General features: G+C 46.6%; 10 protein-coding genes. 8 read left to right on the top strand and 2 right to left on the bottom strand.

Features of this window, described 5'->3' with window-relative positions; translation table 11 throughout:
- Positions 1 to 124: 124 nt before the first annotated feature.
- Complete coding sequence (locus tag LQ567_RS21945; RefSeq protein WP_231007959.1) at positions 125 to 1,006, bottom strand: dienelactone hydrolase family protein; 882 nt, start codon at positions 1,004 to 1,006, stop codon at positions 125 to 127.
- A 155-nt stretch (positions 1,007 to 1,161) separates the two neighbouring features.
- On the opposite strand from LQ567_RS21945, the gene cmk reads away from it, so the two are divergent.
- The 3 genes from cmk to LQ567_RS21930 all read left to right on the top strand — a co-directional run bounded on the left by cmk (position 1,162) and on the right by LQ567_RS21930 (position 4,763).
- The gene (gene cmk / locus LQ567_RS21940; protein WP_231007958.1) at positions 1,162 to 1,839 is read left to right on the top strand and encodes a (d)CMP kinase; all 678 of its coding nucleotides are present in this window, start codon (positions 1,162 to 1,164) and stop codon (positions 1,837 to 1,839) included.
- Between the two features lie 72 nt (positions 1,840 to 1,911).
- Entirely contained in the window at positions 1,912 to 3,030 is a 1,119-nt protein-coding gene (locus tag LQ567_RS21935) for a Gfo/Idh/MocA family protein (protein ID WP_231007957.1), read from the top strand.
- A 137-nt stretch (positions 3,031 to 3,167) separates the two neighbouring features.
- The gene (locus LQ567_RS21930; RefSeq protein ID WP_231007955.1) at positions 3,168 to 4,763 is read left to right on the top strand and encodes a C1 family peptidase; all 1,596 of its coding nucleotides are present in this window, start codon (positions 3,168 to 3,170) and stop codon (positions 4,761 to 4,763) included.
- Positions 4,764 to 4,846: 83 nt separating this feature from the next.
- Here the strand turns inward: LQ567_RS21930 and LQ567_RS21925 are convergent, their stop codons facing one another.
- The gene (locus LQ567_RS21925) at positions 4,847 to 6,073 is read right to left on the bottom strand and encodes a transglutaminase domain-containing protein (RefSeq protein ID WP_231007953.1); all 1,227 of its coding nucleotides are present in this window, start codon (positions 6,071 to 6,073) and stop codon (positions 4,847 to 4,849) included.
- 173 nt (positions 6,074 to 6,246) lie between these two features.
- Here LQ567_RS21925 and LQ567_RS21920 point away from each other — a divergent pair, with 173 nt between their 5' ends.
- The 5 genes from LQ567_RS21920 (at position 6,247) to LQ567_RS21900 (ending at position 14,053) form a co-directional block, all read left to right on the top strand.
- Positions 6,247 to 7,989 (top strand): leucine-rich repeat domain-containing protein, encoded by a 1,743-nt coding sequence (locus LQ567_RS21920; RefSeq protein WP_231007951.1) that lies wholly within the window; start codon positions 6,247 to 6,249, stop codon positions 7,987 to 7,989.
- 1,048 nt (positions 7,990 to 9,037) lie between these two features.
- Positions 9,038 to 9,691 carry a response regulator transcription factor gene (locus LQ567_RS21915; RefSeq protein ID WP_231007950.1) on the top strand — a complete coding sequence of 218 codons (654 nt, stop codon included), beginning with the start codon at positions 9,038 to 9,040 and terminating at the stop codon, positions 9,689 to 9,691.
- A 546-nt stretch (positions 9,692 to 10,237) separates the two neighbouring features.
- A complete protein-coding gene (locus LQ567_RS21910) occupies positions 10,238 to 11,629 on the top strand; it encodes an exopolysaccharide biosynthesis polyprenyl glycosylphosphotransferase (protein ID WP_231007948.1) in 1,392 nt (463 codons plus the stop codon).
- Positions 11,630 to 11,677: 48 nt separating this feature from the next.
- Entirely contained in the window at positions 11,678 to 12,376 is a 699-nt protein-coding gene (locus LQ567_RS21905; protein ID WP_231007947.1) for a hypothetical protein, read from the top strand.
- 21 nt (positions 12,377 to 12,397) lie between these two features.
- A complete protein-coding gene (locus tag LQ567_RS21900) occupies positions 12,398 to 14,053 on the top strand; it encodes a hypothetical protein (protein WP_231007946.1) in 1,656 nt (551 codons plus the stop codon).
- The last annotated feature ends 135 nt before the right edge of the window (positions 14,054 to 14,188 follow it).

Here is a 14,188-nt window from a genome sequence, read left to right as displayed (position 1 = left end):
CTACTACGGCAAAAGCACCGCAGGCGCAATCAGCGCATCTGCGACCATCATAAAAACAACGTAGGAAAACGACATTGATGGTTACTCTCCATTGTCCGCCGGGCTTCAAATCACAACCGCCGGCTCAGGAAAATATCTTTACCAGGAATTTTTTCATTTCTTCCCAGGACGCCTTGTCCGCAGCCTCATCATATTTGATATCCAGCTTGAATTTTTCGCCGATGGCGGTAGCCCCGGGGTTGGTAAAAGCGTGCTTGGCATTGGGATAACCGATAAACTGCATATTGGCATTTGCCGCTTCCATTTCCTTTTTAAACTCGTTCACAGCACTTACCGGTACAAAAGAATCCGCATCCCCATTTAAAACAAGAATGGAAGGTATAATACCACCTTTTCTTGCAGTGAGCCCGTTGTTTTCCAGGCCTCCGTGAAAGCTTACCACTCCCTTCAGAGGTTCGCCCAGGCGCGCCATATTTAAAGCCATGGAGCCTCCGAAGCAATAACCGATTGCTGCAATTTTGGTCGTATCCGCCTGCGGATAGGTTTTTGCAATTGCCAGCGCATTGTCAAACCGTTCTTGTGCCAGTTGGGGGTTCTTATAGTATTTCATAGCCTCCTTGCCGGCATCTTTTGGATTATTCAATATTTTACCTCCACCGTACATATCTACTACCAGTGCGAAATAGCCCAGTTCTGCAATCTGCTTTGCGCGGTCCTTTACATAATCCGTAACCCCCCACCATTCCGGAATGATCAGTACAATGGGTTTTCTTCCGGCATTGGCACTGTCGTACGCCATGATGCTGTTAAATGACTTGATGCCATCCTCATACTCCACGGGCTCCGTTTTTACATGGGGCAGCTCGCGCACCACGGCGGTATTGCTGATACTGGCAGTGTCCTTGTCCGCTTCCGCATCCGGGGTTTTGTCGGAGCCACCATTACACGCGATAAGGAAGAACAGAGCACCGGCTGAAAATAAAGAGGCGATTTGCTTTAGGATCATAGTCGAAGGTTTGTCTGAATATACGAATAAGATTTTAATTATAGTACCGGTTGCAAATTTATTCTAAAAGCCACAATTATCCCTTAATAAAATTGTATCTTGCCTGTGATTTCGGATGAATTGTACGTGGTGGTTTTAAGAGGAGCGTTGATAACATGAAACAGATTATTGTTGCGATAGATGGCTGGTCCAGTTGTGGAAAAAGTACCCTGGCCAAACAGATGGCTAAAGTACTGGGATATATTTACGTGGACAGCGGAGCAATGTACCGGGCGATCACCCTTTATTTCCTGCGAAACCATATCGACTGGACCGAAAAAAAAGAAGTAAAAGAAGCGTTGAAAGATATCGAGCTCGACTTCCGGACCAATGATCAGAACGGCACGATTGAGATTTACCTGAATGATGAAAATGTAGAATACCTCATCCGCGACCTGATCGTTGCGGAAAAGGTGAGCGAAGTGGCTGCGGTGAAAGCGGTGCGGGAGTTTGCCGTAGCGCAACAACAGAAGCTGGGAAAGAAAAAAGGCATCGTGATGGACGGCCGCGACATCGGTACGGTAGTGTTTCCCAAAGCAGAGCTGAAACTGTTCATGACGGCAGATAATGCCGTACGTGTAGAACGGAGATTTAAAGAATTGGTTGAGAAAAACCCGAATATAACGATTGAAGAGGTTGCGGAAAATATCCAGATGCGGGACTATATTGATTCTAACCGTGAAGTAAGCCCCCTGCGACAGGCAAAGGATGCCATCGTAATCGATAATACAAACCTGACACAGGAGGAGCAACTGAAGAAAGCATTGAAATTGGTAAAAAACATATCGGGATAACCGGCCGTATCTTCCCGGTTCCGTTACGGATAACGGCGGCGCGGCGATCCCTGAACCCTAAACATCGATCACATGCGTACACGCCGGAATTTTATTCAGAAGATGGGACTTTCTGCCCTTGGACTTTATACATTCCAGGGACTAAATGCAAGCAGTTTTTCATTGCTAAAACAAAAGGCCGCCGATGGCCCGGTATTGCGGGTGGCATTGATGGGTCTGGGCGGTTACGCCACCCGCGTTGCCGAATCCATGCAGCAATCCGGCAGAGCAAAGATCACCGGCCTGATCAGCGGTACACCTGAAAAACTAAAAACCTGGGGCGCAAAATATAATGTGCCCGAAAAGAGCCGGTACAACTACGAAAATTTTGATGCCATTCGCAATAACCCCGATATCGATGCGGTGTATGTAATTACCCCCAATGCCTTGCACCACAACCAGGTGATCCGTAGTGCCCGGGCAGGCAAACACGTGATCTGCGAAAAGCCGATGGGATTGAACGCTAAAGAAGGCCGCGAAATGGTGGAAGCCTGTAAAAAGGCAGGTAAAAAATTACTGGTGGGTTACCGGATGCATTTTGAGCCACTCACGCTGGAAATTCACCGGATGCGTACAGCCGGGGAGCTGGGGAATATTAAATTTTTCCAGGGACTTTCGGGGTTCCGGCTGGGTGATCCCACCCAATGGCGGGTAAATAAAGCCCTGGCCGGTGGAGGCGCCCTGATGGATATTGGTATTTATGCATTGAATGGCTGCCGGTATATGGTAGGAGAGGAACCGGTTTGGGTTACGGCCCAGGAAACCAAAACCGATCCGGTAAAGTTTAAAGAGGGGGTAGACGAAACCATTACGTTTCAACTGGGATTTCCAAGTGGCGTCACGGCCTCCTGTCTTTCTTCTTATAATATGAACAATCTCGACCGGTTTTTCCTGAACGGGGATAAAGGATTTGCAGAGCTGCAGCCGGCTTCCAGTTATGGACCTATTAAAGGACGAACGCATAAAGGTCCGCTGGATATTAGCTCCGACCGCCCGCAGCAGGCCGTTCAAATGGATGAGATGGCGGCGATTATCCTGGACGATAAAAAGCCGGTAATACCCGTTGATGGGGAAGAAGGGGTCCGTGACCTGGTGCTCATCGACGCGATCTATAAGGCTGTAAAAACGGGAGGAATGATAAAACTGGGGTGAGTTCTAAAATCAGCTGAATGCTGAATGCTAAAGGCTGAACGCTTACAGCTAAAAGCTGAGATCTGAAATCTGATAACAGACCAAATTTCTGCTGCTTATTTCCCGACTCCATATTATTTTTATACAAAATTTAATCTATGCCTATCAGAATGACGGATGACCCCAATAGCGGGGATAACGACTTTAATGATGACCGTGGCGGTGGCGGGTCTGGTCCGGGCGGCGGTGGAAGCGGATTGTTTGGACTGCTGCCCTTATTGCTGGGACTGTTCCGGGGAAAGGGGATCATTGTATTGGTGATCATTGCAGCAGCGGTTTATTTCCTGGGCGGGCGTGGCGGCTGCAGTAATATCGGCGGTTTAAGTGATGCGGCGCAGCAATTGTTCTCTCAAAGTGGTTATAGCTATAGCCCCAACGAATTTAATAAGGCTAAGATTTATGAAGGCCTGGAAGAAAATAACAATAAGAACCCGCTTCCGGAAGCCGTATCCCTGCTGCGTTTTGCGCCCCAAAGAGGTGATCAGGGACAGCAGGGAAGCTGTGTGGCCTGGAGCAGTGCTTATGCAGCGCAAACCATTTTAACGGCCGCTTCAACCGGGCAGGATCCGAATACCATTGCATTCAGCCCTTCGTATTTATACAACCAGATCCGCCTGGGCAGCGATTGCCAGGGATCGTATATACAACGGGCTATGGAAGCCATGAAAGCCAACGGGGGCGTGCCATTGCGCGCATATCCTTACGATGACCAGGATTGCAGCCGGACACCGGATGGCGCAGCGCTTCAGGCGGGGCGTCAGCATACCATCCATGGCTTTACACGGCTTACGCAGGGCGATAACCTGAACCAGATCAGCGTAAGAGCACTCAAAGAACATCTGGCCAAGGATGCACCGGTTGTGATCGGTATGCTGGTGGGCCAGAGCTTTATGCAGGATATGATGGGCAAGGATCTTTGGCAGCCGCAGGGGATGGACCAGTCGCAGGTAGGCATGGGGGGCCATGCGATGTGCGTGATCGGGTATGACGACCGGAAATACGGCGGTGCCTTTCAGATCATGAACAGCTGGACGCCTCAATGGGGGACTAACGGTGTAGCCTGGATACGCTATGGCGATTTTAAAAATTATGTACGGGAGGCTTATGGTATTGATCCGCTACCTAAAGCGGCCAACGTAGCGGCCATGCCGCTGGAATGTAATGTGGGCCTGGTTGACAATAGTACCAAACAATACATCCGTTTAAAATCAACGGGAAGCAATGCCTTCCAAACCGTAACGCCGATAAAGGTAGGTACCCGTTTTAAAATGGAGGTAAAGAACACTACCGAATGTTATATCTATATTTTTGGCCAGGAAACCACCGGCAGCAGTTATGTACTGTTTCCCTACCTGAAACCCGGGCAGGCGGTTTCCAAACATTCGCCTTACTGTGGCATCACCGGTTACCGGTTGTTTCCAAGGTCGGAATCCATGGAGGCAGATAACCAGGGCACCAGGGACCAGATCGCCATTGTTGCCAGCAAAAAGGAACTGGATTATAACCAGCTGAATGATGCGATCACTGCCAGCACCCAAACGACCTATGCCGGCAAGGTAAACGAAGCATTGAGAAGCCTGCTGGCTCCCGGAGCTGTTTACAATAGTACGCCCGATGGCCGTATTTATTTAAAAGCTACGGCCAATGCCGGTCAGGCAGCTGTTACGGTTGTTGCTTTTGATAAAGTGCCCTGATCCGGCATATTGAAAAAGCGCGCAGCTTTATTTGAAACCTTCTGTGTATGGAGATGCCCGGCGAGGACGGTTGGGGGAAACGTTTAATTGAGCGGAATTCCAAACCAGCTAAGCTTTCGCTCGTAAAACATCGCTTTGCGTTTGGCTTTGGATTTAGAAAGATACTCATCCAGCCAGTCTTTTTGCTCCTTTAGCTGGGGTTGAATTGAGCGGATGGATTTTTGCAAAGAGGCTTTTGCCGAAGCCACATTTGAAAACGTATCATCCACTTTTGATAACCGCTCGGTGATGCCGGTAAAAGCCCCGGCTGCTGTATCAAACATTTCCTTAACGGCGGCATCCGGTTTTGACGGAGTGAACTGATGATTGCGGTAGTCGATATATTCGTTGATCAGGATGATGGCGTCGTTATAATCATCGGTGATGCGGTTGATGTCATCCACGGCGGCTTGCTGCTTTTCGTTCTGTTCCTTTATCCGGAGATTTTCAAGCTGCATTTTTAAATGATGCAGGCGGTCAAAGATCATGGCGTTGCGCACACCGTTTTTTTCGATGCGGTAAATAGCACCCTGCAATTGCTGTTGCAGACCGGCCTGATCGTATGCCCGGATCGAATCCTGATAACTGAAATAAGAGGACTGCTGGTTTTCGGATGTTTTGTTTTCATAAAACTGGGCAGTTGTTACCGGGTAGTTCAGGAATTGCCATAGATAATCAAAGGGCATATGTGACCGGATCAGCTTCTCGGGTTTTACCTGGTAATAGTCGTTGTTTCTTTTTTTTACAAACTGCTTATTGGAAAGATAACCCGAACCCCAGGTAGGATCAAACAAATACCAGGAGCCGTCTACCTTTGCGGCGCACCAGGCATGTGGAATATAATCGGTAAAGCCGTTTTGTTTGGTATATCCTTCAATAGTATAGGCCGCTATATTTAATTGTTTACAGATAGCGGTAAAGAGCAGCGCAAAATGCTCGCAAATGCCGTTGCGGCTGGCCAACACCCGTTTTAATTTGTCATCCTTGTTTTCGTAAAAATTAATTGCAAACATATTGGCTACGTCATACCCGATATTTTGAGTTACCCAGAAAAAGGCGGCACGTACCTGTTCGGGCTCCTTGCTAAAATGGCCGCTGATATAGGCCGCAATATCCGGTACCGAATTTCCGGAAGCAGCTGGCATCGCCGCCATTACCTGGTCTGTTTGCTGGTAGGGGTTGGATGGCGCCGGTTTTTGCTGGGCAGCCGCCAAACCGAAGGTGTAAATCATCATAAAGGTTACAAGAACCCGGACACAGTAGGGTTGCATACTATTTTTTTTCAAATATAGGGGTTCACCTGATATTTTTGGTGCGCATTGGCTGCCGGATATCGGTCTGTGATATAAAACGCTGCTCCTGGGATGATTTCTGTTTTGTGGAAATTGCATCAATCGGCGTCCTGTGATAGCAGGTGTGCACTGCCCATTCAAATAGAAACAAGATGTTTAAAGTATGCTGCTATATATTATTGACGGGCTTCCTCGCCACAGAAGCAAATGCCCAGGCCTGGGGATATGTAAAAGACAAACCGGTGTATCGAAACCTGGATTCGGCATACCGGAACCGGGATGCGGTTTACAACCTCGAGCTTTCCCACAGGAGCATTATCCCCGAAAAACTGAAATGGATCGGCGATATGCCCAATCTGACATTTCTGTTTCTCAGCGGGGATCTGTCGTATTTGCCGGAAGAAATATTCAAATTAAAAAAGATTCGCAGGTTGGCTTTATGGGGAGATTTTGATGCGATTCCCGAAGGAATCCGGCACTTTGAAGATCTTGAAATTTTAAGTATGCCGAGCAACCGGATCAGAGCCGTTCCTGCCTGGATCGGGGAACTGAAAAAGTTAAAGGGGCTTTACCTGGGCCGGAACGGGATTGAAAACATACCCGATGAAATAGCTAATTGTACGATGCTGGAACATCTGAGCCTGGATGAAAACCGGTTAGATCATTTGCCTGAAAGCCTGGTGACCTTGCCGCATCTTAAAAAACTGGATCTGGGAAGCAACCGGCTTACCCGTTTGCCGGAGGGCATCGCGTCTCTGAAAAAGTTAACCAGATTATCGGTGCCGGCCAACCAGCTAACGGCCGTCCCAAATGGAATCGTCATGCTCGAACAGCTCGATACGTTGGTGCTATCAGGCAATCGCCTTTCACAGCTGCCTGCAGGGTTACACCGGCTGCACGCCCTCAAATTGCTGGATGTGTCGTTTAATCCCATTGCAAACACCGGTTTTACCCTCCCGGCTTCGCTAAAGCGGTTCGTGCTTGTGAATAGTCAATTGCGCGCCTTTCCTGAAGCATTAAAAAACTGCAGGCAGCTGGAGGAGTTGCAGCTGGTACAGTCGCAGATACAAATGATACCCGAATGGATAACAGCGCTGCCAAACCTGAAGAAGCTTGATTTAAGCGGCAACCAGCTTGTGGCGATACCGGCATTTATATGCAGGATAAAAACATTGGAATCGCTTGATCTGGCAAATAACCGCATTGATACGATCACCGGCCTGCTGGAACTGCCGGCGTTGAAGCGTCTGGATCTTTCGCGGAATCCTATACGAAACGCTCCTGGTACATGGACTCCGTTGCCCTCACTGCGCTATTTAAATATATCAGGAACAGGAATATCCCTGGAAGACTATAAACGTTTTAGGAAAAAGGTGGGGCGTCAAACATATATTATGCAGGATCTTGTGCATTTTAATGAAGATGAACAGCGCCCCTGTTATCCCGAAAACGCATCGATTATAGATGCTACCAAAGAAGCGGATCCGGTTAATAAACCCGGTATCCCGGTACCGGAAATCTTTACCAAGGCTGAAATGCTGCCCCGCTTTATAAAGGGGGATAGTGCAATGGTGGCTTTTTTTAACCGGCACCTGATATTTCCGGATTTCAATATACCGGGTGTTAACAGCAATTCCTTTACAGATACGGTACTGCTGAGGTTTGTTGTGACCCAGGAAGGCCGCATATCCGGAATTACACTATTAACCTACAAAACAGTTTCGGCCAAAGCAGAGGCTGTACGGTTGACCATACAATCCTGCTCTTATTGGAGGCCGGCCATTCAGGGGGGAAGGGAGGTGAAAGCATATAGGAAAATAGCTTTTATTTTCAGGCAGTTTTATGAAAAGGGGGTGCTCAGAAAAACACTTTTAGTGGAACGATGGCCTTACTGATACCTGTTTGAAAAAACGGTAATAATATCGGTGGCGCTTCGTACGCCGGTCATCATCAGTCGTTGCAATAGGTGGATGGGTTTGGCCGTTTTTGTGTACGCTATTGGTTGTTAGTTTTTGCTGCATATCGGCGAGGAACAACGCTGCCGAACCCGGACGACATCTGTTTTATACCGCCAATTACGCCAATAAAGAATTTATTTAGACCGGGCTGAAAACGAATATCGACGTGGCTTTGAATATAAAAGTCTTGTGAAATAGTAATTTAGTAGTAGGTACTACTTTTTTACTACCTCTGTTTTTGGAAATATTGACCTAAATTTGCCATTAGTCAAAAGCCATGAATAATGCGATTGGAATATACCGGTCATTATTTCTGGCTTTTAATAAAATGACTATAGCCCTCAATACTGCGTAGCTGAACCCATAGAAGAATGCATAAAAGTGACAACGTATTTGGAACAGGATGCCGGATGCGTAGGTTCATTTTTAATCCATAGTTTTCGCTATGGTTGATCTGCGTGGAATACAGGGCGGGTTGTTTTAGATTGTATACTGTAATGACAGAGGCGCTTGTATGCGGCCCTGATCGCAGCGATCCTTATTATCGCTCTGACTGCTTTATGTGTTGAGAAACTAAATGCGGGGAACGTATAAAAATTGCTTTTAAGTGGTGTATAATCAATGATGACAGATTAAACAAAATGCAACCAAAATATGCACATGGATATGACCACTTGCTGCAAAGGATCGGTATTTAAGAGCGATTCCTTTTTTCCGGTGAAACCGTTAAGCGGTAGCACGAAGATCCTTTGGCGGGAAGAGATACGTTTGAACAGATAAAACAACTGCAGGTAGCCACAATCATACGCAATACGTACTTGGCCTGGTGCTGGCGGCATGCCGGATAGCAGGGGCAATGTTGGTTGTATATCTGATACATAGTATGAGAGATTGTGGCGGTATCGATCGCACGCTTTTGTTTACCCATTAATGTTAGAACAGGCATGATAAATAAGAATACTGCCTCTGTACAATATCGTTTAATATGCATAAAATAAAAGTAGCCGTTTTATCAGATGAGGAGCTGTTGGGAACTACGCTTGTAGCTTTTTTAAACAAGCAGACGGAGGTAGAGGTGGTGCGTATATTTAAGGACGGGGAATCGGCACTTTCCGGTATTGAAAAGCAGCCGGTGGATGTATTGCTTTTTGATATTCACCTGCCCGGTATTTCGGGTATAGAGGTTGTTGGCCGGCTAAAGGAACGCTGCCCGGCGATGGCCTGTCTGGCGCTTACAAGCAAGGACGATGACGGTACTATTTTTGAAGCATTGCATGCAGGAGCTTCCGGCTATCTGCTCAGAAATGCTGGCAATACGGCCATTATAGAAGGAATAAAGGATGTATATAAAGGCGGATTTCCTATGAGCAGCATGGTTACCCGGAAGGTAATCAACCGGCTCTTTGTTGCACCCGCACCGGGTTTGAAGTCGGAAAAACTATCTCAGCGGGAGAATGAAATATTGCTGCAGCTATCAAAAGGGTACCGGTATAAAGAAATAGCCGCGCACTTTTTTATCAGCGTGGAAACCGTACGCACACATATCCGGAATATATATGAAAAATTGCAGGTGAACTCAAGGGCGGAAGCGATCCGGAAAGTAAAAGACAGCATGACTGCATCCATTCACAATACTTGAACCCGTATACAATGTTGTTTCGTCCTGTTTTAAAAGTCCCGCTCACGAATACTACTCTTTTACCATTTTTTGGTATGGATACACGGTTTATATTTGCAGCGCATTCGGATACATATTAAAAGAATACTGCTGTGTAGCTGGAAATAAGCCCTCTCTGCTACAAACAACGATCCGGATGGTTTTAAAAATAAGAAAGAGATATTGACATTACCAGGTGGACAAAGTGGTCCATGCATTTAAGTGTATTTAACAAGCTCTGGTGACTTGCGCTTTGTATTTTGAATAGCCCTCAAAACCGGTGCAGATGTACATCCAGGATTTTATGGTGTTGGAAATAGCCCCCGGTGGCAGTATGCCCTGTTGGTGTGGCGCATCAGGTATGTATGGATATGCCGAGGTATATCATTGATCCCTGTTGTGTTCACCGTGTGAAGGCGCATGTTTTATCCGGTGAGATAACCGGCTGCCGCATGGCGCTGTATGGTTAAGGGAGTATGCATAGGTAATATTCATTGGTTCGATAACTGCTTAAGTAATCCTGATAAAATGATACGTTTAGATTTACCATTTGTGAAGCGGGTCACGAAGTTCATGATTGTACTGGATGTGACCGTGTTGGGCATTTACCTTTTGGTAAAAATGATGTCCATAAGTATAGGGTTCCAGGTGATACTGTCTACATTATTGCTTCAGGGTATTACCTGGTGTGGCATTACGGACTATTTTAACTGTTATAGCAACCTTTTCTTCAAAGAGTCCACAGCCGTATTTTCAGAAACACTGAAGGTGTTTGTATATTATTCGGTTTGTTCCTGCTGTGTTTATTTATGTACGCTGTATAATGTATTACTTCCGCGGGAACTGTTGGTCTTTATAGCAAATTACCTCTTGTTTTTTATCAGCTACATCCTGATGAGCCGGATGGTTTTTTTCGCAGTACGTAAGTATTGCCGGGAAAAGGGCGGGATCGTGCAGCACGTGGTTTTTATTGGTGGCTCTGATTCGCTGCAGGAAGTAATGCGCCAGATGAATGATCACCGCTATATGGGCTATCATTGCGTAGGGTACTATCATACACATGAGTTGAAATCATTGCCGCTTACCTATTTGGGCGACTATCGCCAGCTGGATGCGGCAGGCGATATGCATGCACAGTCAGAGGCGGTGATCAGCTTGTCTGCACTAAGCGTGGATGAGGTAAAACGGTTCTGTGAACGGGCGGAGAACTTCCTGATCCGCACCCGCTTTTTGCCCGAATTCCTGAGTGTGGGAAAAACGGTGGTCATGCGGAATATGGGCAGCTTCCCGGTATTGAGCGTGCGCAATGAGCCCCTGGAAAAAGAAGGGAGTTCGCTGGTGAAAGACGTTTTTGATTTCGCTTTTTCGCTGTTGGTTTGCATATTTGTTTTATCCTGGCTGATCCCGATTGTGGCATTGCTGATCAAGCTGGAATCGCGGGGGCCGGTATTTTTTATACAGGACCGTTCTGGCAGGGGTGGGTCTGTATTTAAATGCTTTAAGTTCCGGACCATGCGGGTAAATGCGGCTGCCGACAGCCAGCAGGCAACAAAGGGCGACGCCCGTATTACAAGGGTGGGTGCGTTTTTGCGAAAAACCAGTCTGGATGAATTGCCCCAGTTTATAAATGTGTTAAAAGGCGATATGTCGATTGTAGGGCCCCGGCCACATATGCTTTCCCATACTAAAAAATTTACAGAAGTGATCAGCACCTTTATGGTTCGCCACTACATAAAGCCGGGCATTACCGGCCTGGCCCAGGTAAGTGGCTTCAGGGGAGAAACGAATGAATTGTGGCAACTGGAAAAACGCGTGGAACACGATATTACCTACGTGGAGAACTGGAATTTCCTGTTGGATCTTAAGATTATATTTCTAACGGTATGGAATATGGTAAGGGGCGAAAAAAATGCCTATTAATATTTATTGAGAACATCTCATATCACATTCTTTAAAAGCAAACAACAAATGAAGCAACTGTTACTTTTATCTTTTTCAATGCTGAGTGCGGCAATGATATCTGCACAAAATGGAAATGATGCTGCGTCTGCCAAGGAACAGCGGTTTTCAACAGGTATTCATGTAGGAACACAGGGGTTTGGTGTTCATGTGGGCTATCAGCTCCATCACCGCTGGCTGGCCGGGTTGGCTACCAGTTATGCGCCTTATGGATATACGGCTACGCGAACGCTGGGAAAGAATGCATATGATATAAAAATGAAGGAGCAGCTTGGTAATGTACAGGCATTAATCGGCTGGAAGCCTTTTGCCGGTGAAAATGCCGGTCGTTTCCTGCATAAATTGTATATCAATGGCGGGGTTGCCGTTTTTTATAAGCAGGAAGCAAATGCTACCGCAACGCCCAAAAATGATTATCAATATGGCGACATCATTATTAAAAAGGAAGACCTGGGAAAAGTAAATGCTGCGGTACAATGGAAGAAGGTGGCACCTTATGCAGGACTGGCCCTGCGCGGGCTGAGCCTGGGCGGAAATGTTGTCTTCAATGCAGATCTGGGAACCTACTATCTTTCAAAGCCTGAGGTACATATTACAGCAGATAACCTTTTATCTGAAAATACCTCCCAGGAAGCTGCCGTTCAAAAAAACCTGGACAATTACCGGTGGCTACCGGTATTGCAGGTAGGTGTGGCATACAAATTCTAAAGCATATTAAAAATACAGATAATGACAAAGAATCGTATTTCGTTTATCGCACTGATGTTCCTGGCTGTAGTGGGGATGATTGTTGCCTGTACAAATCCCTTTAAAGACCTCGAGATCTCGGTTAGCAGTAACGTGTTTAAAAATGTGGTAAACCTGGAAGTGGGCAGCAGTGCCGGTACTTCAATGGAAAATGCAACGGTTTCCATTACAGGGCCGGATGCAGATAAAATTTATAATGCAGAGGGTAAGAAACTATTTAAAGTTACCGGTGGCTTTTTGTTTTTAGCCGTGGATCCCAATGTAGTGGTTACTGAACAGGCGCCGTTGAATATCAACGTAGCGATTGCGGCGGCCAACCATTTGGGTGTGCAGATACCGGTAAAAATAACCGGCAGTGAAAAGATAACTATGCGGAAGGTGGTGTTGCTGAACACGGCTGCCGCTTCTTCTGATATGGCCGTAAAAAATACATCAGTGGCGCTGGGCGCTAACGGAACTCCTTCGGCAGATGTTACCGTAAATATTCCGCCGCCCTCCGGATCTTCGGAGTCTGCCACCATCACCATTTCGGCGGGAACGCAGTTCCGGGATGCAAATAATAATGTGATTTCAGGAACAGATCTGAAAGTGAGTATGGTTGTTCCCAAAACCGGTTCGGAGAGCCTTGCAGAAGTATTTCCCGGAGGAACAGGGTTAACGCAGCCGGTTATCCAAACAGCCAGTGGCACCAGTGCCGGTACGTTGCTGCCGGGCGGTATGTCTGAGGTAAGCTTTTCGCTGAACGGTACGGCCATCACAAATTTTTCCAAGCCGGTTGACCTGGGCATTAGTCTCGATCCGGATTTTGTAAATCCTGAAACAGGGCAGAAGGTAAAAGCAGGAGACAAATTGAGTGTATTTAGTTTCTCCAGCAATAATCCGATATGGAAACATGAGCAGGAAGCTACCGTGCAGTCGGTAGGTGGTAAGTTAAGCGTAAACTTTTCCAGTACACATGCTACCTGGTTCCTGGCCGGTAATTTTGTTGAGTCATGCGACAATGCCCTGAAAATAAAATTAACGGCAGATTGGTTAAAAAATGGAGTAACCCATCCTGTAACGGTAAAAGTATTTTCAAGCACGGGAGATGATGCCGATAAATTGCTGGTGCAAAAAAGCATAACTGCAACCGATGGATCGGAGCTGAGCTTCGACAATCTGCCCCAGGCTGCCATTATCATAAAAGCCTTTGATGCAGATGGAAACGGGCTTTCGGAAACAAAGATCTCCAATCCCTGCAACGGCAATCTGCAAACCATCAATTTAGCCGCGTCACCGGTTGCCGGAAATCCTAAAACAACCATGCAGTTATACGTACGTTGCCCCAATCAGGCACAGCGGGTAAATGTATTACCTACGTTTTACCTGTATTATAAGATCCATGGACAGGCTGGGTATAAATTACTGGGCATTGTAACAAACGGATATATTTCCACAACCTTACTGGACCCCGGGAAGAAATATGATTTCAGGGCGGTATGGGGAGCTACGGTAAAAGATGTAAATGACGTTGCCGTAAAAGTAGATAATACCGCTACGGTAGGCGATAATGCCGCTGGTGGGGAGATACTGGGTACAAAAGCGGGAGCTACCAATCTGGAGCTGCTGAAAGAAAAATGTAAAGAGGCCGGGTTATGAGTATCCGGCGAAGGAAAAGAAGACGAGGGATAAAATAAACACTACCGGGAGATGATTGCTTAAAGGCTTCATCTCCCTAATTTGTTTAAGCGCGTAAAGAATGTTGGTAGTGTTGTTTGAAGTTATTACTTTTGG

Origin of the sequence: Niabella pedocola (genome assembly GCF_021044425.1) — a bacterium.
Taxonomy (GTDB): domain Bacteria; phylum Bacteroidota; class Bacteroidia; order Chitinophagales; family Chitinophagaceae; genus Niabella; species Niabella pedocola.
The sequence above is the reverse complement of the archived record's forward strand: the minus strand, read 5'-3'. Positions and strand labels throughout refer to the sequence as shown.

Coding starts and splice junctions, on each gene's coding strand:
- LQ567_RS21925 (WP_231007953.1), bottom strand. CDS start 6,073: ATGCAACCCTACTGTGTCCGGGTTCTTGTAACCTTTATGATGATTTAC.
- LQ567_RS21900 (WP_231007946.1), top strand. CDS start 12,398: ATGACAAAGAATCGTATTTCGTTTATCGCACTGATGTTCCTGGCTGTA.
- LQ567_RS21930 (WP_231007955.1), top strand. CDS start 3,168: ATGCCTATCAGAATGACGGATGACCCCAATAGCGGGGATAACGACTTT.
- cmk (WP_231007958.1), top strand. CDS start 1,162: ATGAAACAGATTATTGTTGCGATAGATGGCTGGTCCAGTTGTGGAAAA.
- LQ567_RS21945 (WP_231007959.1), bottom strand. CDS start 1,006: ATGATCCTAAAGCAAATCGCCTCTTTATTTTCAGCCGGTGCTCTGTTC.
- LQ567_RS21935 (WP_231007957.1), top strand. CDS start 1,912: ATGCGTACACGCCGGAATTTTATTCAGAAGATGGGACTTTCTGCCCTT.
- LQ567_RS21910 (WP_231007948.1), top strand. CDS start 10,238: ATGATACGTTTAGATTTACCATTTGTGAAGCGGGTCACGAAGTTCATG.
- LQ567_RS21905 (WP_231007947.1), top strand. CDS start 11,678: ATGAAGCAACTGTTACTTTTATCTTTTTCAATGCTGAGTGCGGCAATG.
- LQ567_RS21915 (WP_231007950.1), top strand. CDS start 9,038: ATGCATAAAATAAAAGTAGCCGTTTTATCAGATGAGGAGCTGTTGGGA.
- LQ567_RS21920 (WP_231007951.1), top strand. CDS start 6,247: ATGTTTAAAGTATGCTGCTATATATTATTGACGGGCTTCCTCGCCACA.